The organism is Chryseobacterium nakagawai (genome assembly GCF_900637665.1).
GTDB lineage: Bacteria > Bacteroidota > Bacteroidia > Flavobacteriales > Weeksellaceae > Chryseobacterium > Chryseobacterium nakagawai.
Map to the genome: position 1 here is coordinate 516,132 of NZ_LR134386.1, position 26,703 is coordinate 542,834.

Here is a 26,703-nt window from a genome sequence, read left to right on the forward strand (position 1 = left end):
GAAGGATTGTGATGTTGTTATTTGTATTAAAATTTATTCCATGTTTTTTACCAAAACCCAGCCTGAATATTTTGTTTCAGTGTTGCTCTTGTTGTTTTCATTCCAAGAGATTGTATACCAATATGTGGCGCTAGGTATTTTTTTACCATAAGCCCTTCCGTCCCAAGTATAATTTCTTATTTTGTTGGCTTCATAAAGTTTATTTCCATATCTGTCATACACTGTGAATACTAAATTTTTCTTGTAAGCTAAAGCGGAATAATCAATGAAATCATTCTTGTTGTCTCCGTTCGGAGTGATAGCGTTGATAAGATTAGGAACGGTAATCTGAATCTGAATAGGAGAACAATTATAAAAGTCTTTCACGAAGACTTTAACTTCTCCTCTGGCAAGACCGGTAAAAGTGTTTGATGTTTGCCAGTTAATTCCGTCTATTGAATATTGGTAAGGAGATCTTCCGCCTACGACATTAACGATAATGGTATTGTTGTGAATATCTATGCTGGAAATTACAGGACTAGCAGAGGGTTGTACATTGACAATTTGTGTAGTAATACAGTTTCCTGTTTTAAGTTTTACCCAATACGTTCCAACACTTACATCTTTAATGGATGAAGTGGTAGCTCCGGTGCTCCACAAATAGTCGTCAAAACCAGGACCTGCATCCAAATCGGTTTTGTTTTCTATACAGATGGTTTTGTCTTTGAGAATTGAAGATTTAACGGGAGGAAGTACGACAAGATTGATCTTGGCTATAGCAAAACAGCCGTTCGTATCTGTTACTTTTGCATACACTGCTGTGGTTGTTGAAGTATATTGAGAAGGGTCAGTAATCTCATTGGTGTCATTAACAGCATTGGCAACTGTTGTATAGTATTTTTTAATGATACCGGTGGTTAGCGAGGTTATATTAGCTGTTGTTAAATTAAATACGGCATTAGATACATTATTCTCAATAAAGCAAGATTGGAGAGTGTCGTCTCTTACCAGCGTTTCGGGATAGAAAGCAAGAGTGATTTTTGCTGTACCTATACATCCTAGAGGGGTGGTTACTTTCACATAGACTGTTCCCTGTGCAGATACATAAGTATCCGGAGATAGAATTTCATTCGTTCCCGCATTTAGATCATTGAGCGTCTTGTAGTATTTCTTTGTAACACCAATTATGTCAGTTACATTAGCGGAATTTAGGTTGAAAGTTGCCGTTCCTGCTTTATTGTTATTACATTCGGTAAGTGTTTTGTCGTTAGCTTTAAGAGGGGCTAGGTCTAGCTGGATTTTTCCATCAGGGTTGTCACAAAGTACTCCGGCATTATCTTTAATAACAATAGTTATCGTTTTATTGGTGTTAAAATCATAGCTTGTAGGGTTGGTTATAGGGGTCGAACTTCCCTGAGGATAGTAAGTGAATGTATAGTTTCCTGGATTGGAAACAAACTGAGGGTTAAAATCAGTTAGGTTGACGCTTCCATAGCCGGTGGTGGGGTTTGGGCAGAAAGATTGAGTGGCCAAGGTCTTTAAAATGGAAACCTTATCAGTATATATTTTTACATTTTTAATGGAATGCTTAGCGCTTGCAGCTCCTGTAGAGGCTGAAAATCCAAAATATCCCTGGGTCATAGTAGCAGCTCCTGCTGAAGGAATGAATGATTGTGATGTAATTGTGTTACCATCTATTTTTACTGTAATGATCCAATTGGTGGGGGTGGCTGTGTCTGTTACTCCTGTAACTTCAACATGTTTATAAGTAGAACCTACAAAGGGTTGGGTAGAATTAAGGTCGGGTGAATGAAATGAACTCCCCGGAGTATTGTAGTATTCCAGGCCATTCGTATCTATAGTATTAGGAACTACTCCGTAGGCAACATGAACCTTACTCATTAGTCCACCTCCTGCCATATTGTTATAGATATCAAAACCTACAATCAGGCCCGTTGCATTTTGTGGAATTCCCAGTCCTGCTCCTTGTTGGCTGGTGACTGGAGGATTGGCAAGATACCAGAATGCAAATCCATCTCCTTTACCTGTTGATGTTCCATTTCCATCGATTCTGAAATCAAACTCAACTCTCCATTTATCACAATATTTTAAATTAATAGGATCGTTTAGCTTTATGGCGCCGGCTTTATTAGTGATGTCATCCGTGAGCATGATGAAATCTGTATTGGCAACTGCGCTAGGGACTATAGTCCATCCAGTGGTGTTGATAGGGTTTCCGGTGAGTTGATAGGTCTGGGCAAAGGATATTCCAGATAGGAAGAGTAAAAAAATAGAGAAGTAAAATAATAAATTTTTATTCATTTCACTGGGAATTTAATTATAGGTAAATATATTAAATCCCAATTAATAAATAGTTATTTTGTGTTAATTTTGTTAAAAAAAACAAGTATTATTCAAAAAATAATATTTATTATGATAAAGTAATGAATGTTGTACGTGTTATTTTAGATTTGTATTAATTAAAATTAGAAGAGAGAATTGTTTTCCAGCCCTTCAAAATAAGTGTCAATTTCCAATTCAGAAGAGCTAGCTGCTGCAACGGCTAGTTTGTCACAAAGTTCATTTTCGAAATGACCTGCATGTCCCTTTACCCAATGCATCGTAGGTTGATGTTGATTGTAAAGTTCAATGAATTTTTTCCAGAGATCTGGATTCTTTACATTTTTCCAGCCCCTTTTAATCCATCCGGTAATCCAATTCTGATTAACAGCATCTGCTACATACTTACTGTCGGTATATACGTGGATGTCGTTTTCTGTAGACTTTAGTTTTTGCAGAGCAGAAATTACAGCAAGGAGTTCCATTCTGTTGTTGGTGGTTTTTCTGAAGCCTTTAGAAAATGTTTTTTGGTAGTTTTTTTCAGGAACACGCATGAGTATTCCGTATCCGCCTTTTCCGGGGTTTCCACTGCATGCACCATCTGTATAAATTTCGATTTTCAAATCTGTTTTCTAAAATTGAATTATTTAAAACGGGAAGTCATCATCATCATCAAAATCATTCATAGAAGATCCTGAAAGTTTTGAACTGTCCGGAAGATCAAATGCTGCCCCGGGTTGAATTGTTGTCTTGATTTTATCAAAACCGCTTGGTTCCCCAAAATTTGAAGGGTAACCGCCTCCCATGCCACCATCAATAGCTGCTTCAATATCACCAAATTTTGCAAAGTGCTTTAAGAAAGATAGTCTTACATCAGCTGTAGCACCATTTCTGTGTTTTGCGATAATTAATTCAGCCTGATTCTCTGTAGAGGTTTCCTGGCCTTCTTCATCATTGTCCCAAACAGTGATTTTGTAGTATTCAGGTCTGAAGATGAAAGATACAATATCTGCATCCTGTTCAATCGCCCCGGATTCCCTTAGGTCTGAAAGCTGAGGTCTTTTTCCAGGACGTGTTTCCACACTACGTGAAAGCTGAGAAAGTGCAATTACCGGGACGTTCAATTCTTTTGCAATTGCTTTTAATGATCGGGAGATCATGGAAATTTCCTGTTCACGGTTTCCAACTCCTTTTCCGCTGCTACCTGCTGTCATCAATTGAAGGTAGTCTACCATTATGACTCTTACACCGTGCTGCATTACTAATCTTCGGCATTTTGCACGGAAGTCGAATATCGAAAGTGATGGAGTTTCATCTATATATAAAGGCGCATTTTCCAATTCGGATACGTTGGAGAATAGTCTTTGCCATTCTTCATCATCAAGGGTTCCTTTTCTAAGCTTTTCAGAGGAGATTCTTGTTTCCGAAGCAATCATCCTGGTAATAAGCTGTACTGAGGCCATTTCGAGAGAAAACAATGCCATTGGAATTTTGTGGCCCACAGCAATATTTCTTGCCATCGAAAGAAGAAATGCTGTTTTTCCCATCGCTGGACGTGCAGCAATGATAATAAGGTCGGAATTCTGCCAGCCTCCGGTTTCTTTATCTACATCCCTAAATCCTGAAGGAACACCAGAAAGTCCCTCTTTGTCTTTTAAAGATTTGATGGTGTCAATCGCTTGTTTTACTAGAGAATTAGCGGTATCAAAACCTTTTTTAATGGTTCCGTTGGTGATCTCAAAGAAAGACTGTTCCGCTTTATCCAGAAGTTCAAATACATCTGTTGATTCTTTATAGGAAGAATCAATCACATTCGCAGAAACGTTAATAAGACTTCTTAAAATATATTTTTCAAGAATAACACGAACGTGATACTCAATATGGGCAGATGAACTTACTCCCATAGTAAGATCAATGATATAATGATCACCTCCTGCTTGACTTAATTTATCCTCTTTTTTAAGTTCCTGAATGATTGTCATTAAGTCTACCGGATGGTTGCCTTCGTAAAGTTTTAAGATAGTAGAAAAAATGACCTGATGTCTGGGATCATAAAAGACCTCTGGGGTAAGGAGGTCAATGGAGTGGTCAAGACCTTTTTTGTCAATCAAAAAAGTTCCAATAACAAGTCTTTCAAAATCCACTGCATTAGGAGGCATTTTTCCATCCGCTATAGACAGCTCTTTTGCAAAGTTTCCGTGTGTAAGGGATGATAATGTTTCTTTCTGCGCCATGGTGCAAAGATAGCTTATTTAAAAAATATTTAAAAAATAGTATTCAACAAATTATTAGCAGTCTTTGTGAAAATACGACCAATAGGGGGCTGAGTATGTTGATAAAAAAATCACCTCAATTGAGGTGATTTTTATTGTATGAGTAAAATGTTACTCTCTGTTTTTCACAATAATCCATCCAGAGAATTTGAATGGTGTATTCTTTTGGTTATTCTCATTCCAGGTTAATGAATACCAGTACGTCCCGGTAGGTATTTTTTTACCAGCAATGGTTCCGTCCCATTTGTATCCATTGGATTTGTCAGCCTGGTGAATTTTAACACCATATCTGTCAAAAATACTTAAAGTCAGATTTAGCTTGCCTGCAATTGCAGAATAATCCATAACATCATTAATTCCGTCTCCGTTAGGTGTAATAACGTTTACGATATTAGGTACTAATGCTTCAATTTCAATAGGGTCACAATCGTAAGCATCTTTTACATATATCTTGTAATTGCCTCTTGCTAAATTGGTAAATACATTGGAGTCCTGCCATACAACATTGTCTATAGAGTACTTGTAGTCAGGTGTTCCTCCAATTACATTGACCGTTAAGTTTGTTGTAGATACATCAATGCTGGAGATTACCGGTTGTTCGGAAGGGTATACTGTTACGGACTGAGTGGATATACATTCACCAACTTTACTGGTAAGTTTTACCCAATAGGTTCCTACTCCTACATTGCTGATGCTTTGTGTAGTTGCTCCGGTACTCCATTCGTATTTTTTGAATCCAGGTCCTGCATCCAGGGTGGTCTTGTCTTCCATACAAATGATTTTATCAACAAGTACACTGGATTTCTCCGGAGGAAGTACTTTAAGTGTTACTTTAACAACATTGAAACATCCAAGATTATCATATACTCTTACATAGATTACCCCATTAGGAGCAGTATAGGTTTTGTAGTTTGTTATCTCATTGGTTGCGTCTACAGCATCAGCCAGTGAAGGGAAGTATTTTTTCTTATAACCAGAAGCAGCTGTTATAACCGGCGCATTTTCAAGATTAAACAACCCCATAGAAGGTGTTGCTTCTATATGGCACTCAGTAAGTGTAGGTTCAGCAAGAACTTTTACCAGTGGGTTGAATTTTAATTTAATTTCTGTAATTGTAATACATCCGTATTCATTGGTTGCTTTTACAAAAGCTGATCCTTCTGCAGAAACATATTGATAAGGATTGGTTATTTCGTTAATGACATGGTCCAGGTCATACATTGAAGGATAGTACTTTACAGTAAGATTAGGGGTTAGTCCTATATCTGCTGTTGATAGGTCATATAATGCTGTTCCTGAGTTGTTATTACTGCATGAGGTAAGTTCTCCGGGAGTTAATGCAAAAGATCTGTCAAAAAACTTAATATCTCCAAATTCCCTACACTGATTTAAGAAGTTAACGGGTTTGGTAGGATCAACGTAAGAAATAGAGTATGTATAATTCGTAGTTGTATTTACTGGAATAGGGGTTGTGATGGGATCATAATCACTTGCTGCATCCGCTGGACTACGATAATATTTGATAACAAAATTAGGGTTGTTATTTCTGATATGATTTGATAATGTACCGAAATCAAATGTTACAGGATTTCCACAAATGTCAATATTTCCATCCTGTTTTGGGCCAGGCTTTAAAAACGGGAAAGGTTGGTAGATCTTTAATGAATTGTTGTCAAATGGGGTAAGTAGTGTTGCTGTTCCTCCGAAGCTTAACTTGAAAGGGGCAACCTCTGTTGAGTAGTTATTTAAAAATAAATGATATACCTGTCCTGGAAGTACATCGATATATTTTACAAATCCAGTTCCGGCACCGCCTTCTGTAATCTCTGTAGAAGTCATATCAAGTCCTGTTAAAGGGGGGGTGATAGAACTTCCTAGTCCTGCAAAAGAACATCTTAGAGGTGTTTCTCTTATGTTGGCGCAATCGTGATTAGGACCATATAGTGCAAAGTCGTAATCGATGCTGGCTGCTGTAGGACCTATAGGGGTGACTAAAAAGGTAAGTGTTCCAGCTGTTTGTATGCTGAAAGTAAACCACATAGAGTTTGTTTCGTTGGTTAGACAGCCACTTCCTTCTTTTGTACTTCCGTACCCATTAGGTTTCAGGGAGATCTCTGAATCACTACAGATTGGTATCGCAGTGATGCAGTCCTGTTGTGCAAAAACCATTTGGGTAATGAAAATTAGAAAAATCAGTAGATATTTTTTCATTTTGACCGATTTAAAATTGAATCCTTAATGTGAGTTATTTGTTCGTTTGGATAAGTTGTTTACCCCATCCTGGTACAGAATCTAGTGCTGTTGCAGCTTTTTGATATTGCATCTCAGCTTCAGCCTTGTTTCCTGATTTTTCAGCTGACTTTGCCTTTAAAATTGCCAGTCTGGGATTGTTGGGATCAGAGTTCTCAGCTTTGGAAATAAACTGTGTAATAGCTTGTGTTCCTTTTGCAGGATATCTGTAAATGCCTATCTGCATACTTTGAAGAGTGATAAGGCCTAAAAGAGTATTTATTTCAGCATTGTCTGGCTGCGAGAGTGAGGTTCCAAGTGCAAATTTTTCAGCCATTGCATTCGATTCAGTAGCAGAAGCAGTAGACTTTTTTGATAATAACTCTGCTTTAAGATACATAGATACAGCAGCGTAGTAATTAGCTTGCCATTTTTCAGAAGTTTTTGTTTCTGTAAATTTCTTAAAAAGTTTGTCGAAATCACCTTCAGTATTGGTGGTATTGAGCTGTGAAGCGCTTTGTTGTAATGCTTTGTCAGTAAAAGTCTGAGCGCTTGCCCAGAAACCAGTCACGAAAAAGCTTAAAATAAATAAAAGTTTATTCATAAAGGGGGTATTTGTGACAAATATATGAAATTATTAATGTTTAATAATGAATTGTGATATATATTTATGAATATGGCTTATTGTTTCGACATGTGGTATTTTTTATTTTTAGTTGTTTTATATGGAAAATGTAATGTTTGTTGGGTTTTTGTTTTTAAATTGTAGTGTGAATTGTGAGTTATTTGAAATAAATTAGGTGTAAAATAAAAATAAGGATAGAAAATATTCTATCCTTATTTTATAGGGGTGTGATTTTTATTGGTTTTAAGTGTTTTTAAATCAATTGATAATAAAATTGCTAATATTGCATCTTTCTCAGTTTCGGATTGGTGCTTCCAACAATTAAGGCTACCAGGACTGTCATGCATCCGCCAAATACTACAGAGCGAACTACACCTAGTAATTTAGCCATTACTCCACTTTCAAATTGTCCCATCTCATTGCTGGACATAATGAATATGGAATTAACACTCAATACACGTCCTCTTATATGATCTGGAGTTTTTAACTGTACAATGGTTCCCCTAATGACTACGGAAATACCATCAAGCATTCCACTTAATACAAGGAACATAAAAGAAAGCCAGTAAAGTTTAGATAACCCAAAACCTACAATACAAATTCCAAATCCGGTCACTACCACAAGAAGTATCTTTCCTTGATTTTTTCGTAAAGGAATAATAGATAAAAGTGTGATAATAAACATAGATCCAATATCAGAAGCTGCATTCAGTAAACCGAAGCCTTCCGCTCCTGAATTCAGGATATCCGTTGCAAATACAGGAATCATTGCTACTGCTCCTCCAAAAAGTACGGCAAACATATCAAGGCACAGAGCTCCCAGGATTTCCTTTGTTTTAAAAATATAAGTAATTCCTTCACGCATGCTTTCCACAACATCTACATTTTCTTTCTTATGTTCAGAATGTTGCTTATTAAGCTGCCAGAAAAAAAGCGAGGCAATGAATATCAGGGATAAAATAACAACCAATGTCCACTGTACCCCGAAATATCCAATAAGAAGACCTCCCACCGCATGTCCGCAAACTGAAGAAATCAGAAAGGTTGCCTGGTTAAGGGTGACAGCATTAGGTAAGTTTTCTTTCTTTACAATTTTAGGAATCATAGAAGGAACAATGGGTCCTATAAAGGCTCTTGCTATTCCTGTAAAAAATATAACTCCATAAATGAAATAGGTAATTTGATGTCCCGTAAAATGCATTTGAACATTGAGAAAAGCCGGAATCAAAAGAAGTCCGATTAGAAATATATAGGCATAATTACAAATGAGTAAAAGCCTCTTTTTTTCATTCATATCAATAACATGACCAGCATATAAGGCGCAGCTCACCGCGGGAATAACCTCTGAAAGTCCGATAAGTCCAATTGAAAAAGGATCTTTGGTTAATTGATACACCCACCATCCTAATAAGGTAGCAAGCATTCTGAAAGCTAAAACAATAAAAAATCTCCCAGTAAGAAGATTTCTGAACTCAACATTTTGTAATGTTTGTAACGGGGTAAAGGAAATCATGAACAAAAATAGCCCTAAAAATTTATTTAGGGCTATGTATATCTTGATTTTTAAAAGATATAGTAAATATATATCAAAAGATAAAATCTATTTTAGTCGGCTCTGGAAGAACTGATAATGATAGCAGCAACTCCTGCTGCCCCGATAATGGTAGCGCCTGCTGCAATTCTTGCTTTTCTTCTGTCTTTCACGGCTGCTACATTAGATTTTGGAATAATTACTTCTGTACTGTCTTTTTTTCCGGCAGTACCTACAAGATTATCTCCAACAATATTTCTGAATAGGATTTTCTGCTTTGGAGACCCGTCTCTCAAGGTAACTTTGTAAACTTTTCCGGCTTCCAGATTGGAATAGTTGTTTTTTGAAACATCATCGCTATATTTTGTAGTAGCGCAAGACGTAATAACAAATAAAGACGTTAATAAAGATGATTTCAACAGTACAGATGCTTTCATTATTTTCGTTTAGTTTTTCAAATTTATAATTTTTTTTGAATATATGTTTTTGGAATTGAAAAAATATCTCTAAAATTTATAAATTTCTAACAAATTTGCGATATTTCTGTCATTAGCTAATCTGGGAGTCTTATTTTGTCCCCCCAATTTTCCCTGAGACTTTGCATATTCATGGAACGCATTTTTTTTCAGCCTTGTGATATGAAGCTTTTCCAGAATATTTCCAGAAATCAGATCGTCATAATAAGTGTTTCTATTTCTAAGCTGCTGATCCAATTCATTTCTAAATGCTTCCATGTTTTCAGGATCTTTTTCAAACTCAATCAGCCATTCGTGATACGGAAGCCCCTCACCTGGATTGACCTGTGGGGCTAAATGAAATTCAGTGACCTGTGCCGGATGTTTTTCGAGAGTTGCTTTTAGAGCTTCTTCTACTTCAAATGCAATAACATGCTCCCCGAAGGCTGAAGTAAAATGTTTGGTCCTTCCACTTACCAGCACTCTATACGGGTTTTTATCAATAAATCTTACTACATCACCAATAGAGTAGGCCCATAATCCAGAGTTGGTTGTTAAAATCAAGGCGTAATCTTTATGAAGCTCAATTTCTTTTAATGTTAATCTTCTGGCATTTGGTTTTCCGTACTCTTCCAATGGAATAAATTCATAGAAAATACCGTGGTTGGTCAGAAGAAGAAGACCTTCCTTTGTATAATCATCCTGAAAGGCAAAGAACCCTTCAGAGGCAGGAAAAGTTTGAATGATATCTACTTTTCCACCCAATAAATCTTCCATTTTATCACGGTAGGGTTCATAATTTACACCACCTGTGACAATAAGCTGGAGGTTAGGGAAAAGTTGTTTTATTTTTTTTCCATGTTTTGCAGTCAGTTTTTCAAAATACATGATGAGCCAGGGCGGTATTCCTGAAATCAGGGTCATATTTTGTTTTTCCGTTTCCTCAACAATCTTATCTACTTTTGCTTCCCAGTCTTCCATGATATTGGTTTCCCAGCTTGGTAATCTGTTTTTTTGAAGGTAATTAGGGATATGATGCGCTACAATTCCGGATAATCTTCCCGTTTTAATTCCGAAAACTTCTTCCAGTTCAGGGCTTCCCTGAAGAAAGATCATTTTTCCGTTAACAAAATCCGCATTGTTCTTTTTGCTTATATAATGAAATAAAGCACTTTGAGCCCCTGCAATCTGATAAGGCATTCCTTCTTTAGAGATAGGGATGTATTTTGACCCAGAAGTAGTTCCTGACGTTTTGGCAAAATATTCAGGAGTATCTGTCCATAAGATGTTTCCTTGTCCTTTTTTTACTCTTTCTATGTAAGGTTTTAAATCTTCATAGTCGGCAACAGCAACTCTGTCCTGAAAATCTTTTACAGAACGGATGCTTTCAAAATCATGTTCCCGCCCAAAAAGTGTTTTCTGAGCTGTGCTGATAAGGGAAATCAATAAGTCTTCTTGGTTTCTCTCTGCATTTTTTTTGAATTCCTCTGCCTTTTGAACATGTTTTTTTGCCCAGATAAGTGCCGCGTTTTTCTTGAAGAAGTTTAACATGGTTCAAATTTATAAATAAGTAGAGAATTGTGGAATTATTTTTTAGAATGAAAGGCATAAAAACCGATGAAATAAATCCATCGGCTTTTCTCGAAATTTGATTATGAAAATAACAACTATATGTTGATGTTATGCTTTATTTATTTGCTTTATACCTTTTGTCCGGAGTACCATCTTTTTTAAGATGTTTGTTTTCTTTATATCTCTTGTCCGGAGTGCCGTCTTTTTTCATTTTAGCAGCAGGCTGAGCAGGTTTTACTTCTGCCGGCTTAGCTGTTTTAGCGGCCATAGGTTTTGCAGCTTTTACTTCTGCAGGTTTAGTGGCAGTAGCTTTTACAGGCGCATGAGGAGTACTTGTAGCGGGAGCAGTCTGCTGAGCAGTAGCAAGGCCTAATCCTAAGACTAATGACATTGCTGATAATAATTTTTTCATAGGAATACTGTTTATTTTTGTTGAATAAAGATATACAAAAAGTAGGCTAAAAATTTTGGTTTTTTAAACTTAACTAAAGTTTATTACAGCTTAAAAAAAAATTAAAGTCGTTGGCTGAAGAATAAAAAAAGCCTGCTTTCGGTTAGGAGAACAGGCTTTTGAATACTTAGTGGATGTTAACGTGTACAATTGGCTGTCCATGTTTTACCATCCTGGGTATAAAAAATTTTCAATGTATTATTATCAATTCTGATATAAGAAGTGGCAGTAGATCCTACCATTACTAAGGTGTTGTCTCCCTGTTTGTCGAATTCTATTCCATTGAGACTCGGAATACTGTTTGAGAAGGAAAAATTGTACTTAGTACCACTGGCAATCTTTGTTACGAATACGCTTCCTGCATCTGTACTGATGTTGGTAGAGCCTCCATCTTTATAAGATACGCTTCCTTTATAGGTTCCTGCAAAAAAATCGTTATCTGCCGGATCATCATCCTTGCTACACGACCAAAAAGATAATGCTGTAAAAACAAACAGCATCAAAACTCCTAGAATTTTCATTGCTTTTTTCATAATACTACTTTTAATGTTTGGTTCATTGTGAATCCCAAACACTATGCCATGAGAAAATATTCGATTTTTTTTAACAGGTAATTAATTAAATTAATAAAAAATTAAGATTTAAACAGGCTAAGTAATTCATTTTAAATCTTAAAGTCTGCGGATTTCCATTCAAAGAAAAAAATATCCTTACCTTTGTATACCATTAAACGGTTTCGGAAAACTCCCGAAATCGCTTTTGTCGTTTATACCATTACTATTTATGCAGTTAAAATCCATCAATGAAAAGTTCCTTCCGGATCTGATGCAAAAAGAATTCGGAAAAGAAATTTTTACCCAGTTAGAAAATAGTCAGCATATTGCCGTGAAAGGGAGCGCAGGTTCCTCAGTTTCTGTTTTTGTGGCTGAACTGTTTTTGGTTCAGAAAAAAAATATTCTTTATCTGGTAGATGATAAAGAGGATGCATTGTATGCGAATACCGAAATGGAAGATTTGCTGGGGAAAGAAAAGGTATTGTATTTTCCGGCGACTCACCTTGAGCCTTACCAGGTGGAAAAAACACAGAATGCCAATCTTGTGCTAAGGACTGAGGTACTGAATAAAATCAATTCCGGGAGATCTCCAAAAGTAATTGTTGCCTATGCCGGAGCTTTATCAGAAAAAGTACTGAAGAAGGAAGATTTTAAAGCCATTTCCCATCATATAAAAGTAGGAGATCAACTGGATTTCGATTTTGTAGATGAACTTCTTAACCATTATCATTTCCAGCAGGCAGATTTTGTTTCCGAACCCGGAGAATTCTCTGTAAGAGGAGGAATTGTGGATGTATTCTCTTATTCCTATGAAAAACCATATAGAATCACGTTCTTTGGTAATGAAGTAGAAAGTATTAAAACGTTTGATATAGAAACTCAGCTTTCTATAGATAAAGTGAAAGATTTTCAGTTGGTATCCAATATGAATTTTTCAGTAACGGGAAGCAGGGTTTCATTACTGCAGCTATTGCCTAAAGAAAGCTATGTGGTTTCTAAAAATGGAATGATCGGGATGCAGAAGATTAAAACATTCTATGAAAAATCCCTTGAAAAATATGAAACCTTAAGTAAGCAGGTGGCTCATAGAACTCCACAAGAACTTTTTATTTCTGATCAGGAGTTTGTATTTGATTATAAAAAATTTAAGACAGTAGACTTCGGAAATGTTGCTATTGAAGGATTGAAGGACATTGCTGAAGTAAAAATGGAACAGCTTCCACAGCCTTCCTTCCATAAAAACTTTGAGCTTTTGATCGAAGATATGGAAGAAAAGCAGGAAGATGGGTTTGATACCTGGATTTCCTTTTCAACGGAAAAGCAGAAAGAAAGATTGGAGTCTATCTTTGAAGAGCTTGAACATGAACTTCCTTTTAAAAGCTTTAAATCAGAACTCCATGAAGGGTTTGTAGATAACGGGCACAAGCTGTTAGTATATACCGATCACCAGATCTTTGACCGTTATCAAAGATATAAGGCTAAAAATACCTTTGCAAAATCAGAGCAGCTTACTTTAAAAGACCTGATGTCTTTGAAGATTGGTGATTATATTGCCCATATCGATCATGGAATCGGAAAGTTTATGGGATTGGTGAAAGTGAATAATGACGGAAAAATTCAGGAATGTTTTAAACTGACTTATAAAAACGGAGATTTATTATATGTAAGTATTCATTCATTACATAAGATATCGAAATATAACGGACCGGATGGTAGGGAGATTGTACTGAGTAAACTTGGTTCCCCAACCTGGAAGTCTTTAAAGCAAAAAACAAAAGCTAAGGTAAAGCAGATTGCATTTGATCTTATTAAATTATACGCGCAAAGAAAAACCGCAAAAGGATTTGCTTATACGCCAGATTCTTATCTGCAGAATGAGTTGGAAGCAAGCTTTATTTATGAAGATACCCCGGATCAGGAAAAAGCTACTATAGATGTGAAAAAAGATATGGAAGCGGATACGGTAATGGATCGTTTGGTTTGTGGGGATGTAGGTTTTGGGAAAACAGAGGTTGCAATTCGTGCTGCGTTCAAAGCCGCTACAGATGGAAAACAGGTTGCTGTATTAGTTCCTACTACTATTTTGGCATTTCAGCACTATAGAAGTTTCAAGGAGAGGCTTAAAGATTTTCCGGTAAATGTTTCCTATGTTAACCGATTCAGAACGGCTAAGCAGAAGTCTGAAACATTGGATAATCTTAAGAATGGTAAAGTAGATATTATTATAGGAACCCATCAGTTAGCAAGTAGTTCTGTTAAATTCAAGGATCTTGGATTATTGATTATTGATGAAGAGCATAAGTTTGGCGTTTCAGTGAAAGATAAATTAAAGACTCTGAAAAGTAATGTAGATACCCTTACTCTTACTGCTACTCCGATTCCGAGAACATTGCAGTTTTCTTTAATGGCGGCAAGGGATTTATCCGTAATTAAAACACCACCACCCAACAGACAACCGGTAGATACCCAGTTGGTAGGATTTAATGAAGAGATCATTCGTGATGCTATTTCTTATGAAATTCAGAGAGATGGCCAGGTCTATTTTATTAATAACAGAATTGAAAACCTTAAAGATATTGCCGGGCTTATCCAGCGTCTGGTTCCTGATGCCAGAGTAATCACAGGACATGGGCAGATGGATGGTAAACAGTTGGAAAAGAATGTCCTTGATTTTATGGAAGGCAAGTATGATGTACTTGTTTCTACCACTATTGTAGAAAGTGGAGTGGACGTTCCGAATGCGAATACCATCTTTATTAATGATGCTCAACGGTTTGGAATGGCAGATCTTCACCAGATGAGAGGAAGAGTAGGACGAAGCAATAGGAAAGCTTTTTGTTTTCTGATTACCCCACCTTATGATATGATGACTTCTGATGCCAGAAAACGATTGGAGGCTATTGAGCAGTTTTCTGATCTTGGGAGCGGTTTTCAGATTGCGATGAAAGATCTTGAAATTCGTGGTGCCGGGGATTTATTGGGAGCAGAACAAAGTGGATTTATTAATGAGATGGGATTTGAAACGTATCAGAAACTGATGCAGGAAGCCCTTGAAGAATTGAAGGATGATGTTGATTTTGAGAATTTATTTGAAAATGAAGAAGACAGACAAAAGCTTTTTAAATCTATAAAGGATGTCAATATTGATACAGATCTTGAACTTATGCTGCCTGATTTTTATATTTCTAATACCGAAGAGAGATTGTTATTGTATCAGAAAATTGCTGAGATTAATAATGAAAAAGATCTTCATCAGTTTGAACTTGAACTGATTGACAGGTTCGGTGCGTTGCCGAAAGAAGCAGTGAATTTACTGAAAAGTGTTTCTTTGAAATGGCTGGCTGCAGATATTGGTTTTGAGAAGATTGTAATGAAAAACGGTATATTTTTAGGCTATTTTCCAAGCAATCCTCAGGATAAATTTTATCAGACCGATAGATTCAGGCATATTATTAATTATTTAACAAGCAATCCTGCAGAAGCACAGCTTAAGGAGAAATCTGGTAAGGAAGGGAACCAGTTGATGATGAGAAAAGAGCGTATTAAAAACGTAGATGAGGTGAATGTCCTGCTAAAGGCTATTATTGAAAATAATTAAGGTATAGTTTTCAAATATTAAAAAGTTTTCCGTAAAAGATGTAAACCATATAAAAAAATTAGTTTTTATATGGTTTTTTGTGATTGTTATCATGTTTTTTTTGTTAAACTATTCATTTACAAGGGAATTAAGGGCTTTTTAGACGGTTTAAAATCACGTTTTGATGAGAAAAAAACATTCAATAAACATCGATCAATAAGGAGTCTAAAGAGTTTTAGTATTTCAATTGATTTGAATAAAAAGGGTTTTGTAGAAATAATTCTACTTTTTCATATAATTAATTCTATTGCGTAATGTGTTTATTTCTATAGTTTTAAATATAATAACTGGAATTTTTTCGATTCGTAATTCGTACCTTTGCAGTCCTTATTATGAAAAAAATTATATACAGTTGTGCAGTTGGACTTGTTTCTTTCTATGTCAACGCACAGGTGGGAATCGGGACCGCTAAACCAAAATCAACGCTCGATGTGAATGGAAAGACTACTTTAAGAAGAGAACTTAGAGTAGGTGGAACTTCCACTCAAGTAGGAAATGCAGGATTAAACGGACAGGTTTTAGTCTCTCAAGGAGACGGTAAATCCCCTGTTTGGAAATCATTAAATGTTCCTTTTATGGAAGAGGGACAGTATAAGCTAATCAATTCATATTTATCATCAGATCAGACGGGTATTACAGCTCTTTCCAATAGTGTTCAAGGGGATGGAGTCTCTAGAAATAGCGTTGGAGATGATATCAATGATGCTGCCAAAGGTAAATGGGTGAAAATTGATGGCCTTAAAAATACATTCACTATTAAAAATGGTAAAAACAGACTTACGTATCAGTTTCAGACAGGAATTGAAATGAAAGCACCGGTATCTACAACTTCTGATAATGTAAGATTCGCTTGCGCTGTTTTCAGAAATGATAAATTGGTTGCTGTGCGTCCTGATAGAGTAGCTTCCAATAATAACACTGCAAAAGCCGGTGTTCAGGATTATATTTTCACACTTAATTATACAGAACTCAATGTTCCTGTAGGAGTACAGAAACTTGAAATTGCATGTAGAAAAATCAATACATCAAACATAGACTCTCAGTTTGCCATAGGTCGTGATGTTCAAAGTTCCAATGGAGCGTCTAATGCATTTACGCTGGAATCTAATATGAAGATCGATGTTATTGAATATGTAACCTATAAATCTAATTAAACCAAGTGATGAAAAATATATTATCAACTTTACTTCTTGCCTCGGGTTTGATGCTTTCAGCCCAGGTGGGTATTAATACTGAATCTCCAAAAGCAAAACTGGATGTAAACGGGGATTTGAACCTTAGAGACAAAATTGCTGTATTGGATGCTACAGATAATACCCTTTCTATGGGAAATAATGACCAGTTACTGGTTTCTCAAGGGGAAGGATATGCACCTATCTGGAAAACTCTTCGTATTCCGGAATATGAACCGAATAAGTTTTATTTGATCTTTAATAATTCCTTTTCGGATAAAGTAGGGATGGATTTTTCGTATTCGGATGAACCCAATATGACTACTTCTAAAGCAGCAACCTTTACAAAAGGGGCAGATTTTGCAAGTCTTACTGGATTTAAAAAAATTAGTGGATTGTCACAAAATATCAGTGTATACAGTACTGAGAGTAAAGCCTATTTTCAGTTTGAAACGGTAGTGCAGTCGAACTTTGCAGCTAACGGGAGTACAGATACATCTATAGACTATGCCTGTGGTATTTTTGTAGATGATAAACTAATCAATTTAAGACAAAGTAACTTAAAGGCGAGTAGTGCTCAATATCCTTTCCTTACACACAATCAAATTGGTGTTGTAGCAAATCTTTCTAAAGGAAATCATACCGTAAGTGTAGGATGTTCAAGACTTGTGTCATATGGCGATGCTTCAAATAGAAAATTAGCGATAGGAAAAAATACAAACACCAATATTAACGGTTTTATTGCTCAATCATCTTTGAAAGTAGATGTATATGAAGTTCCTCAAGCATTTAACACGATAATAAATTAAAAACCAATTATGAAAAAAATATTTTTTATTCAATTTTTATTGATTATCGGATGCATTAAAGCTCAGGTCGGTATTAATACTCCAAATCCTGTTAATAAGTTAGATGTAAATGGAGATATCAATATAAGAAGGGAGCTAAGAACTAACGGTACTGATGTATTAAAAGGATCGCCAGGTAATGCTGGTGATATTTTTCATAATAATTCGACAATGACAGCAAATGATTGGAAAAGTATCAAAATAGCTGATGGGCAGGGAAGTATGTCCTTGTTTTCTATTAATACAGTTGCAGATCAAACAGGAGTTTCATTTAATAGTAATGGTAACCCTGTACCTTATAATGAGAATGATGACTTAACGAGCAGCTGGCTTGTAATCCCTCAAGCTATCGATACCTTTTCTGTAACTAACATGACCAATAAAGTGACATTTTCATTTCAAACCACTGCTCAAAAGGTTAATGCCAGTACGGCATCTGCAAGTTTTGCCTGTGGTGTATTTGTTGATAATAAGCTTAAAGCAGTGAGAACTGATGTGTTGCTGGGGGACAGTGGTGCCTATAAAATATTTAATCTTAATGCGACGCTTGAGAATCTTACTCCTAAAAACAAGTATTCTGTTAAGGTAGCTTGTATAAACAGGACATTAAATGGGACAACCCTTGGGATTGGAAGAGCTGTAGACGGATCAGTCCTTAGTAGTGATATGGTGCAATCTGTTTTAACAACGTCCGTATTGCAACCTTATTAATTTGCAAACTTATATAATAAATAAGAACCTAAAAGCGTTATGTTTTTAGGTTTTTTTTATTTATTAGCTTTATTCTTTATGAATTTATTGGCTTTAATAGCCTGTGTTGTATAAAATTGGATTATATTTGAACAAATTAAAAATATATGGCAAAAAACTATTTTCTTAATGTGCTTGCTGGTATTACTCCTTTTGGGATGCTGGTTTCACTTCATACAGTACGGGACTATCAAAGCCCACATCACATGGTGATAACAGGCCTCAGAATCTGATATTTACCTATTGATCATTATAGATGAACAATTATTGTTAATCTTATTCGGAATATAAATAATCATATAATTTTTATGCAAAAAAAAATTATATTTGTCAAAAAATAATCAATTACCAGGAAATGAAACAAATTTTCTATTTTATCTTATTAATTGCAGGCTTTTCTTCAATCCATTCCTGCAAAGATTTATTGGATGAAGACGGGAATCCTCTTTTGGATTTGAATAATACAGGAGGGCTGAGTGGCCCAAGAGCATTATATAGAGAAGTTACGGCTAAAGATACTCTGGCAGAATATCAGTACAGCGGATTGCTTGTAAACAGAGTAATTACAGACAGTGCTTCTATTACTGATATTATGTATAGTGGTGAGAGAATCAGCCAGATCAATTTTAGAGGTTTTCTTGATCTTGATGGAAACGGAAAACTTGATAAAGATAGTATCTCTTATGATAGACAGTTCAATTATGGAAATAACAGCCAACTACAGTCGATTTCTGAGACTCGTTCTGTCTTTAGAAGACCACCACCGGTTCCGCCTTCTATTAAACCAGGGCCTCAAACCTTATTTGCTTCCGAAAAATATATTCATACTTTAACTTATAACGCGGCTACTTCAAAATTAGAGTCAATGACGACAGTAAAAGGAGAGGAGGTTATAGGAGGTCCAATTAAGTATACAGAGTATTCAAAATCAGATTTTACTTACGTAGGAGATAATGTATCTAAAGTACTTCAAATTTCAGGACCAGTAACTTCAAATAATCCAAATGTACTGGGAGCTCCTACTGAAAAATATAGCTTTGAATATTATGCTTATGATCAACAGATCAGCCCATTTACTTTATTACCACAGGTGTATAAAATCTCAAGGCTGTTAGCAACTAAAAGCAGTATTAAAGAGAGTTTGATTTTGTCTCCGAATAGCCCTAAGAGATGGTCTGTAACAGATATTACAGTACCTATTCCAGTTCCTATTGTTATGAGTACAAACTATGTCTATGATATACAAACTTATATGACAAAAGGTTACGGTGTAAACTATATTTATAAACCAAGATAGAATAGTTTTTCAATAATATTTAAACTCAATCTTCCTAAGATTGAGTTTTTTATTTTATAACTCTTAATTTTGCAAAAAATTTCTGATGAAATATTTAATTGTTGGGCTTGGAAACAAGGGCTCAGAATATGAAAATACACGACACAATATAGGCTTTAAAGTGGCTGAAAGAATAGCTGAAAAACTTGAAGTATCATTCAATACGGCTAATTTTGGCTGGATGGCAGAAGGAAAATATAAGGGAAGAAAAGTTCTTGTTCTTAAGCCGGACACCTATATGAATTTATCTGGTAATGCTGTAAGATATTGGATGCAGAAAGAAAATATTCCTTTGGAAAATGTATTGATTGTAACAGACGATCTGGCTCTCCCTTTCGGAACCCTAAGGATGAAAGGCAAAGGTTCTGATGCGGGTCACAATGGGCTTAAAAATATTAATGAAGTATTACAGACTCAGAATTATGCGAGGCTTCGTTTTGGAATTTCAGCAGATTTTGCAGCTGGACGTCAGGTTGATTACGTATTGGGAACATGGAGTGAAGAAGAAGCAGAAAAACTTACCGAAAGAATAGATACTTTTTCGAAAGCCAGTCTTTCTTTTGTTTTTGCAGGAATCAACAATACGATGTCTGCATTTAACGGAAAGTAATTCATCATTTTTCCTACTTCAGTTTTATAAGATAAATAAAGGCCATCGGATTTCCGATGGCCTTCTGTTTTACTTTTAAATTAATTTCCAATCAATTTATCTGAGCTTATATTATATACTTTTTTAGTAAGTAGCTAAATAGGACCTCTTGATTATTTTTATAACCAGTTTACCGCTCCCGTTTCAACATCATAGTTAGCTCCAACGATTTTGATCTTACCTTCTTCTTCAAGCCTTTTAAGGGTTGAGCTTTGTTTACGGATGTCTTCGATTGAGCTTTTGATATTCTGGTGATTAAGTCTTTCTAAAAGAGAGCTGTTTTTTGATGAACGTTCTTCATTTTCTTCAATCACGTCATTGATAATTGGATTGAAATGATTGATAAGGTGGTTCAGGTTGTCCATTCCCATTCCTTCAATTTGTGCTGCATCAAGACCTCCTTTCAGAGCGCCGCATTTAGTGTGTCCTAAAACCACAATTAGTTTAGAACCTGCTACATTACAGCCAAATTCCATAGAACCAAGTATGTCCTGGTTGACAAAATTACCGGCAATTCTGATACTGAAAACATCTCCCAATCCCTGGTCGAAAATCAATTCTGCAGAAGTACGGCTGTCTATACAGCTTAGAACTACTGCAAAAGGCCATTGTCCTTCACGGGTTGCATTTACCTGCTCCAGAAGGTCTCTGTTGGCTTTAAGATTATTAACGAACCTTTGGTTTCCTTCCTTTAAAAATTCTAATGCTTTTTCAGGAGTAATGGTAGACTGAGTTTCGTATGTATGTGCTTTCATATAATTTAGTTGTTTGTTGAATTGTTAAATTTAAAATAAAATAATTGAGATGAGCTTACATTGCTCTTTTGTGGGTAATCAGGATGTGAGAATCCTCACTTTTTTCATAATCTTTGTATGATGTTTTAAAGCCTAGAAGTTCTACATTGATGTCTTCTTCTTTGGCACGGATATTGGCAAAATCCTGGATCATTTCCAGTACATCTGTCGCAATATATGAAGTCTCTCTTGCATCAATGATTACCGTAGAGTTAGATTTTATGTTTTTTAATGTTTTTTTAATGGCTGCTTTATTTAAGAAAGATACTTCTTCAGCCAGTTTAATCTTGATTCCATCTGCATCATCCAGTTTTTCTCTGCTTAAGTAATAAGCTCTTTTCATATTTCCCTGAAGGATGTAGAATACAGAGATCGCAAGACCAATACCAACACCTTTTAGAAGATCAGTGGCTACCACCGCTACCACTGTAGCTACAAATGGTACAAACTGGAACTTTCCAAGATGCCAGAAATGTTTAAAAGTAGCAGGCTTCGCCAACTTATATCCTACAAGAATCAGCACGGCAGCAAGAGTTGCTAGTGGGATAAGGTTAAGGATGAATGGAATGCTCAATACACACACTAACAAAAGTACACCATGAATCATCGCAGATGATTTAGAAGTAGCCCCTGCGTTGGCATTGGCAGAACTTCTCACTACTACAGAGGTCATAGGAAGTCCACCAATAAATGAACTTATCAGGTTTCCTATTCCTTGTGCTTTAAGCTCAAGGTTGGTATCTGTAATTCTTCTTTGCTTGTCTAATCTGTCAGAAGCTTCAATACAAAGTAATGTTTCAATAGAAGCTACAATGGCAATAGTTGCTCCTACAATCCATACTTTAGGATTGGTAAAACCTCCAAAATCCGGCATGGTAATTAAGTTCTTAAAGTCATCTAATGATTTCGGAACAGGTAATGATACTAAATGTTCCGTACCAATAGCTAATGTACTTCCTGATAGTTTGAACAGTTCGTTTAACAATATTCCGGCAACTACAGCCACTAATGCTCCTGGAAGCATTTTCATTCTTCTAAGAGCCGGAAATTTATCCCAGCCAATAAGTATCGCAACAGATACAATCGTTACAATAATGGCTCCAAGGTGAATTGCCCCGAAGAGTTCTGTAAAATAGTTAAAATTCAGACCGTTACTGAATAGTGATTGGTTTCCTTCGTAATCTTTATCAAATCCCAATGCGTGAGGAATTTGTTTTAAAATAATAATGATCCCGATGGCTGCAAGCATTCCTTCAATAACATTATTTGGAAAATAATTGGAAATACTACCAGCCCTTACAAAGCCTAAGACCAATTGAATCAGACCAGCAATAATCCCGGCACATAAGAAAAGTTCAAATGCTCCAAGATCAGTAATTGCTGTAAGTACTATAGCCGTAAGACCTGCAGCAGGTCCTGAAACTGATATATTTGAATTACTAAGAAATCCTACAACAAGACCACCTACAATTCCGGAAATAATCCCTGATAATGGTGGTGCTCCAGATGCTAAAGCGATCCCTAAGCACAATGGTAGTGCTACTAAGAATACAACGAGTCCGGAAGGGAAATTCTCCTTGATTCCTCCTAATAATGATGTTTTTTTCATGATATTTTTGAAAATATTATAACCGATTGATTTATTATTAAATAATCAATTATAAAAGATTGGAAAATTAATTTTAAAAGTATAAACAGCTTATTCATTAACCTGAAAAGGCATGAAAAACTATAAAAAAATCTAACTACTACTTTAAAATTAAGCTTCCGGAGGCGGAGAAAATATACTAAGTAAAGGAGATAGATGAAAGGAATCATCTATCAATATAAAAGACATTGACTGAGGTGCAGGCTCAGAAAACTTCAGATAGTCAAAAACATCTAAAGGTTTTGGAAGTGTCTTTTCGTAAACAATAAAAGAGGATGGGTGAGAATGTGGCTCTTCTTCATTCACTATTATATTTGTTCTCAGAATGTCCCAGCCTGCCACCGCAGCAATGCTTGGCAGCGCTGTAAAATTCAGAAAAAACGTTAATACAATAATACTCCAGAATTTCATTTTACATTCTTTTTAGAAAAACTATTTAGTCTTTCTGCTCATTACCCAATCCGAACCGGTAAGATTGTAGATCTTTTGGATGTCTTTTAAGATTTTCTCAAAATCAATCTCAAGATCAATAATTTTACCTGTTCTAAGGTCAAATACCCAGCCGTGTACAATAGGATATTCTTCTAAAATATATCTTTCCTGTACGCAGGCCATTTTTATTACGTTGATACATTGTTCCTGAACATTCAGTTCAACCAATCTGTCATAACGCTTATCTTCGTCTTCGATAGAATCAAGTTCTGCTTGGTGCAATCTGTAAACATCACGAATGTTTCTCAACCAAGGATTCAATAATCCTAAATCCTGAGGAGTCATCGCTGCTTTTACACCGCCACAGTTATAATGTCCACATACGATAATATGTTTTACTTTAAGATGTTCTACAGCATATTGAATAACCGCTGTGGAACTCATATCTAAAGTATTTACAACATTCGCAATATTTCTGTGAACAAAAACCTCTCCTGGTTTTGCACCCATCAATTCTTCCGCTGTTGCTCTACTGTCTGAACATCCTATATAAAGATAATCAGGGTGTTGAGTTTTTGCCAATTCCTGAAAGAAGTGTGGATCTTCTGCAACCTTAGATTCTACCCATTTCTTATTGTTCTCAAAAATAACTTCGTACGATTGTGACATAATTTTAAATTTTAAATGGTTTATAATTATTTATTTCGTTTAAATTATTTTCAAATTCAATAGACTGAATCAATAATTATGCAAAAATATACTTTTTGCAGAAAAACTATTCACTTTTAACAAAGTTTAATATTAAAATATGCTTAAAATCATGTCTAATATTCCGATACACTTTGCCTTAGCCTGAATAAGGATTTCTCAATAATCCAAACGTTTAAAACCTAAGATAAAATTACAAAGTATAAATCATAAAATAGAATATCAAGATTAAAATATTTTTAAATTTTTATATTCTTCAAAAAAAACTTATAAACTATTGAAATAAATAACCATTTACTGTAGAAAAATGAATAATTTAACATCCTGATTCTAAACCCTAAAGTTTCAATGGCGGATTTTGATCTGGGAATATTGTATTGGGCAGGGATTTTTATTGCCTTTTTTTCATCTTTTCTGATACTGGGAAAACAGAAAAAGAAAACACAGGATTTTCTTTTGGCAATATGGTTTTTAATTATCGGAGTTCATCTCGTTTTTTTTGTGGTATTACGTTCGGGGGGCTACTTAAAATATCCTTATCTCATTGGTTTTGAATTGTCTTTTCCCTTTATGCATGGTCCAATGCTTTATCTGTATATTTTATCTGTAACGGGTAGTAATCCAGGTAAAAAGGCCTGGTTGCTGAATTGGATTCCTATTTTAATGATTTATATTGTTTTGCTCCCATTTTTACTGCTGTCACCGCATGATAGAATGAGGGTTTACCAGAATAAAGGGAAAGGGTATGAAGTATTGAGCGATGTGATCAAATTTTTAATGAATTTTTCGGGAGTATTGTATGTAACTCTGAGTCTTCTTGCTATTAAAAATTACAAACAAAAAATTTCAGATCAATATTCTAATACAGAAAAAATTAATTTGAATTGGTCATACTACCTGATTACAGGAATTGCAATGATATGGATTGCTGTTATCATAAGAAATGATATTCTTATTTTTTCAATGGTTGTTTTGTTTATTTTGATTGCTGCCTATTTTGGGATCAGCCGTGTTGGTATCTTAGACTTGCCCGTTAATGCTGAAAAAGCAGATGAAAATGAAGTTGTAAAGTATCAAAAAAACTCTCCTGGAGATGAGGTTATACAGGCTGTTTATGAAAAACTGATAGAGCGGATGACTCATGAAAAGCTGTATAAAGATCCGGAACTTAATTTAAATCATGTTGCTCAATTGCTGGATGTTCATCCCAATATATTATCTCAGACCATTAACTCTGTAGAAAATAAGAATTTTTATGATTATATCAACCGTCATCGGGTTGAGGAGTTTAAAAGAATAGCAAGCCTTCCTGAAAATCAAAAATACACGATTCTATCATTGGCCTTTGAAAGTGGATTCAATTCAAAGACCTCATTTAACCGGAATTTTAAAAAATATATGAATTGCTCTCCCAGAGAATTTTTAAAAAGTCAAAATCTTATGGTAGAACCATAAGTGTAAGATCATAAGTTTTTATAATATTGGTTTCATCTTTCATTTTGGAACAGTAGAGTGTTTCTTTATGCCCAATTTTACAGAAAAAAGAATCAATTGTTATGAGGAAACTCTTATTTATTATCATCTGTATTTTAGCATTGCTGATAGGTGCCTATCCTTTAATTTATTTTTTTGTTGCCCATGAAAATACTTTTCTGGGTTCTAAATCTTGGGAGGTTCTTCAAAATCAAATCTGGAAATTTGCCTTTTTTGCTCATATTATTTTTGGTGGAATTTCTCTCTTTATTGGTTGGCGTCAGTTTGGCAGTAAATTTCGAAATAAGCATCCGCAGCTTCATAGAATAATTGGAAAATCTTATGTTATTTCTGTATTGATAAGTTCTGTTTCTGCTATTTATATGGGATTATATGCGAATGGTGGAATGATTTCATCTGCAGGGTTTATCTTCCTGGGAATAGTATGGTTGATTACTACATTGACCGGGCTTATTCAGATTAGAAAAGGCAATATGATAAAGCATCAGCAATTGATGATTTACAGCTATGCATGCACTTTTGCTGCAGTAACATTGAGACTTTGGTATCCTCTATTAAGCAATATCACGAAGGATCCTGTCAACTCCTATATTGCCGTAGCATGGTTATGCTGGCTTCCCAATTTGATGGTAGCTTACATTATTAATAAAAAGAATCTTGAAGCTAATTAAGAGATCTTATTATTGATATATCCATTGGTGGCATTTTCTGTAGGATAGATCTTGCCGGGATTTCCCATGACCATAGAATCACCGGGAACATCAAAATTCACGTAAGCGTTAGGAGCAATTAAAACATTATTTCCTATGTTTACTCCTCCTACGATCACAGCATTTGGGCCTATCCAGACTTCATTCCCGATAACAGGATAGCCTTCATTTTTACCTCTGTTTTGTTGCCCAATAGTTACTCCTTGGGCAATATTACAGTTTTTCCCAATTCTTGCTTTAGGATTGATGACAAGCGCTCCCCAGTGTCCGAGATATAAACCTTCTCCGATTTGTGTTTCGGGATAAATCTGGAAACCATATTTTATCTGATAATGCCTTAAAACAAATCTCCAAAACATACCGGAAACCGGTTTTTTCTGGTGTTTTTGGGCTTTTCTAAGGACATAGAGATAGTGAAGATTAGGATTAATGCACTTTTTCCAAATCTCAAATGTAGAAAGCCATTTTCCGCTTTCCCTGTAAAAATCTTTCTGTATTGCTGTATATTCTGGCATA

Annotated in this window: 23 protein-coding genes; 8 read left to right on the forward strand and 15 right to left on the reverse strand. The window is 35.4% G+C overall.

The window, feature by feature from the left end:
- Positions 1 to 33: 33 nt before the first annotated feature.
- The 10 genes from EL260_RS02370 to EL260_RS02415 all read right to left on the reverse strand — a co-directional run bounded on the left by EL260_RS02370 (position 34) and on the right by EL260_RS02415 (position 11,988).
- On the reverse strand, positions 34 to 2,301 hold the full coding sequence (locus EL260_RS02370; protein WP_123858685.1) for a T9SS type B sorting domain-containing protein: 2,268 nt from the start codon (positions 2,299 to 2,301) through the stop codon (positions 34 to 36).
- 164 nt (positions 2,302 to 2,465) lie between these two features.
- Positions 2,466 to 2,942: a ribonuclease HI gene (gene rnhA / locus EL260_RS02375; protein WP_123858686.1), complete on the reverse strand. Its 477-nt coding sequence runs from the start codon at positions 2,940 to 2,942 to the stop codon at positions 2,466 to 2,468.
- A 24-nt stretch (positions 2,943 to 2,966) separates the two neighbouring features.
- A complete protein-coding gene (gene dnaB, locus EL260_RS02380) occupies positions 2,967 to 4,553 on the reverse strand; it encodes a replicative DNA helicase (RefSeq protein WP_123858687.1) in 1,587 nt (528 codons plus the stop codon).
- A 150-nt stretch (positions 4,554 to 4,703) separates the two neighbouring features.
- Entirely contained in the window at positions 4,704 to 6,803 is a 2,100-nt protein-coding gene (locus EL260_RS02385; protein WP_123858688.1) for a T9SS type B sorting domain-containing protein, read from the reverse strand.
- A gap of 34 nt (positions 6,804 to 6,837) precedes the next feature.
- Positions 6,838 to 7,425, reverse strand: a complete 588-nt coding sequence (locus tag EL260_RS02390; RefSeq protein WP_123858689.1) for a hypothetical protein — start codon at positions 7,423 to 7,425, stop codon at positions 6,838 to 6,840.
- Positions 7,426 to 7,723: 298 nt separating this feature from the next.
- Positions 7,724 to 8,959, reverse strand: a complete 1,236-nt coding sequence (locus EL260_RS02395; protein WP_123858690.1) for an MFS transporter — start codon at positions 8,957 to 8,959, stop codon at positions 7,724 to 7,726.
- A 92-nt stretch (positions 8,960 to 9,051) separates the two neighbouring features.
- Complete coding sequence (locus EL260_RS02400) at positions 9,052 to 9,414, reverse strand: hypothetical protein (protein ID WP_123858691.1); 363 nt, start codon at positions 9,412 to 9,414, stop codon at positions 9,052 to 9,054.
- Positions 9,415 to 9,483: 69 nt separating this feature from the next.
- A complete protein-coding gene (locus EL260_RS02405) occupies positions 9,484 to 10,983 on the reverse strand; it encodes a GH3 auxin-responsive promoter family protein (RefSeq protein ID WP_123858692.1) in 1,500 nt (499 codons plus the stop codon).
- 136 nt (positions 10,984 to 11,119) lie between these two features.
- A complete protein-coding gene (locus tag EL260_RS02410; protein ID WP_123858693.1) occupies positions 11,120 to 11,416 on the reverse strand; it encodes a hypothetical protein in 297 nt (98 codons plus the stop codon).
- Between the two features lie 176 nt (positions 11,417 to 11,592).
- On the reverse strand, positions 11,593 to 11,988 hold the full coding sequence (locus tag EL260_RS02415) for a hypothetical protein (protein WP_123858694.1): 396 nt from the start codon (positions 11,986 to 11,988) through the stop codon (positions 11,593 to 11,595).
- A 250-nt stretch (positions 11,989 to 12,238) separates the two neighbouring features.
- Here EL260_RS02415 and mfd point away from each other — a divergent pair, with 250 nt between their 5' ends.
- The 6 genes from mfd to pth all read left to right on the forward strand — a co-directional run bounded on the left by mfd (position 12,239) and on the right by pth (position 20,362).
- Positions 12,239 to 15,607, forward strand: coding sequence for a transcription-repair coupling factor (mfd, locus tag EL260_RS02420; protein WP_123858695.1), 3,369 nt, complete (start codon positions 12,239 to 12,241; stop codon positions 15,605 to 15,607).
- A gap of 371 nt (positions 15,608 to 15,978) precedes the next feature.
- The gene (locus tag EL260_RS02425; RefSeq protein WP_123858696.1) at positions 15,979 to 16,800 is read left to right on the forward strand and encodes a hypothetical protein; all 822 of its coding nucleotides are present in this window, start codon (positions 15,979 to 15,981) and stop codon (positions 16,798 to 16,800) included.
- Positions 16,801 to 16,808: 8 nt separating this feature from the next.
- Positions 16,809 to 17,627 (forward strand): hypothetical protein, encoded by an 819-nt coding sequence (locus EL260_RS02430; protein ID WP_123858697.1) that lies wholly within the window; start codon positions 16,809 to 16,811, stop codon positions 17,625 to 17,627.
- 9 nt (positions 17,628 to 17,636) lie between these two features.
- Positions 17,637 to 18,377, forward strand: a complete 741-nt coding sequence (locus EL260_RS02435) for a hypothetical protein (RefSeq protein ID WP_123858698.1) — start codon at positions 17,637 to 17,639, stop codon at positions 18,375 to 18,377.
- Between the two features lie 394 nt (positions 18,378 to 18,771).
- Positions 18,772 to 19,713: a hypothetical protein gene (locus EL260_RS02440; protein ID WP_123858699.1), complete on the forward strand. Its 942-nt coding sequence runs from the start codon at positions 18,772 to 18,774 to the stop codon at positions 19,711 to 19,713.
- Positions 19,714 to 19,798: 85 nt separating this feature from the next.
- Positions 19,799 to 20,362, forward strand: a complete 564-nt coding sequence (gene pth / locus EL260_RS02445) for an aminoacyl-tRNA hydrolase (protein ID WP_123858700.1) — start codon at positions 19,799 to 19,801, stop codon at positions 20,360 to 20,362.
- A gap of 158 nt (positions 20,363 to 20,520) precedes the next feature.
- On the opposite strand, the gene EL260_RS02450 is transcribed toward pth, so the two are convergent.
- The 4 genes from EL260_RS02450 to EL260_RS02465 all read right to left on the reverse strand — a co-directional run bounded on the left by EL260_RS02450 (position 20,521) and on the right by EL260_RS02465 (position 23,944).
- On the reverse strand, positions 20,521 to 21,156 hold the full coding sequence (locus tag EL260_RS02450) for a carbonic anhydrase family protein (protein WP_123858701.1): 636 nt from the start codon (positions 21,154 to 21,156) through the stop codon (positions 20,521 to 20,523).
- 55 nt (positions 21,157 to 21,211) lie between these two features.
- The gene (locus EL260_RS02455) at positions 21,212 to 22,804 is read right to left on the reverse strand and encodes a SulP family inorganic anion transporter (protein WP_123858702.1); all 1,593 of its coding nucleotides are present in this window, start codon (positions 22,802 to 22,804) and stop codon (positions 21,212 to 21,214) included.
- A gap of 150 nt (positions 22,805 to 22,954) precedes the next feature.
- Positions 22,955 to 23,254, reverse strand: coding sequence for a hypothetical protein (locus EL260_RS02460; protein WP_123858703.1), 300 nt, complete (start codon positions 23,252 to 23,254; stop codon positions 22,955 to 22,957).
- Between the two features lie 21 nt (positions 23,255 to 23,275).
- Entirely contained in the window at positions 23,276 to 23,944 is a 669-nt protein-coding gene (locus tag EL260_RS02465; protein WP_123858704.1) for a carbonic anhydrase, read from the reverse strand.
- A 387-nt stretch (positions 23,945 to 24,331) separates the two neighbouring features.
- On the opposite strand from EL260_RS02465, the gene EL260_RS02470 reads away from it, so the two are divergent.
- On the forward strand, positions 24,332 to 25,438 hold the full coding sequence (locus tag EL260_RS02470; protein ID WP_123858705.1) for an AraC family transcriptional regulator: 1,107 nt from the start codon (positions 24,332 to 24,334) through the stop codon (positions 25,436 to 25,438).
- 101 nt (positions 25,439 to 25,539) lie between these two features.
- A complete protein-coding gene (locus tag EL260_RS02475; RefSeq protein WP_123858706.1) occupies positions 25,540 to 26,148 on the forward strand; it encodes a DUF2306 domain-containing protein in 609 nt (202 codons plus the stop codon).
- Here the strand turns inward: EL260_RS02475 and EL260_RS02480 are convergent.
- Entirely contained in the window at positions 26,145 to 26,702 is a 558-nt protein-coding gene (locus EL260_RS02480; protein WP_123858707.1) for a serine acetyltransferase, read from the reverse strand. The two genes, EL260_RS02475 and EL260_RS02480, sit on opposite strands and share 4 nt — an antisense overlap.
- Between the last annotated feature and the right edge of the window lies 1 nt (position 26,703).

Coding starts and splice junctions, on each gene's coding strand:
- EL260_RS02370 (WP_123858685.1), bottom strand. CDS start 2,301: ATGAATAAAAATTTATTATTTTACTTCTCTATTTTTTTACTCTTCCTA.
- dnaB (WP_123858687.1), bottom strand. CDS start 4,553: ATGGCGCAGAAAGAAACATTATCATCCCTTACACACGGAAACTTTGCA.
- EL260_RS02385 (WP_123858688.1), bottom strand. CDS start 6,803: ATGAAAAAATATCTACTGATTTTTCTAATTTTCATTACCCAAATGGTT.
- EL260_RS02390 (WP_123858689.1), bottom strand. CDS start 7,425: ATGAATAAACTTTTATTTATTTTAAGCTTTTTCGTGACTGGTTTCTGG.
- EL260_RS02395 (WP_123858690.1), bottom strand. CDS start 8,959: ATGATTTCCTTTACCCCGTTACAAACATTACAAAATGTTGAGTTCAGA.
- EL260_RS02400 (WP_123858691.1), bottom strand. CDS start 9,414: ATGAAAGCATCTGTACTGTTGAAATCATCTTTATTAACGTCTTTATTT.
- EL260_RS02405 (WP_123858692.1), bottom strand. CDS start 10,983: ATGTTAAACTTCTTCAAGAAAAACGCGGCACTTATCTGGGCAAAAAAA.
- EL260_RS02410 (WP_123858693.1), bottom strand. CDS start 11,416: ATGAAAAAATTATTATCAGCAATGTCATTAGTCTTAGGATTAGGCCTT.
- EL260_RS02415 (WP_123858694.1), bottom strand. CDS start 11,988: ATGAAAAAAGCAATGAAAATTCTAGGAGTTTTGATGCTGTTTGTTTTT.
- mfd (WP_123858695.1), top strand. CDS start 12,239: ATGCAGTTAAAATCCATCAATGAAAAGTTCCTTCCGGATCTGATGCAA.
- EL260_RS02425 (WP_123858696.1), top strand. CDS start 15,979: ATGAAAAAAATTATATACAGTTGTGCAGTTGGACTTGTTTCTTTCTAT.
- EL260_RS02430 (WP_123858697.1), top strand. CDS start 16,809: ATGAAAAATATATTATCAACTTTACTTCTTGCCTCGGGTTTGATGCTT.
- EL260_RS02435 (WP_123858698.1), top strand. CDS start 17,637: ATGAAAAAAATATTTTTTATTCAATTTTTATTGATTATCGGATGCATT.
- EL260_RS02440 (WP_123858699.1), top strand. CDS start 18,772: ATGAAACAAATTTTCTATTTTATCTTATTAATTGCAGGCTTTTCTTCA.
- pth (WP_123858700.1), top strand. CDS start 19,799: ATGAAATATTTAATTGTTGGGCTTGGAAACAAGGGCTCAGAATATGAA.
- EL260_RS02450 (WP_123858701.1), bottom strand. CDS start 21,156: ATGAAAGCACATACATACGAAACTCAGTCTACCATTACTCCTGAAAAA.
- EL260_RS02455 (WP_123858702.1), bottom strand. CDS start 22,804: ATGAAAAAAACATCATTATTAGGAGGAATCAAGGAGAATTTCCCTTCC.
- EL260_RS02460 (WP_123858703.1), bottom strand. CDS start 23,254: ATGAAATTCTGGAGTATTATTGTATTAACGTTTTTTCTGAATTTTACA.
- EL260_RS02465 (WP_123858704.1), bottom strand. CDS start 23,944: ATGTCACAATCGTACGAAGTTATTTTTGAGAACAATAAGAAATGGGTA.
- EL260_RS02470 (WP_123858705.1), top strand. CDS start 24,332: ATGGCGGATTTTGATCTGGGAATATTGTATTGGGCAGGGATTTTTATT.
- EL260_RS02475 (WP_123858706.1), top strand. CDS start 25,540: ATGAGGAAACTCTTATTTATTATCATCTGTATTTTAGCATTGCTGATA.
- EL260_RS02480 (WP_123858707.1), bottom strand. CDS start 26,702: ATGCCAGAATATACAGCAATACAGAAAGATTTTTACAGGGAAAGCGGA.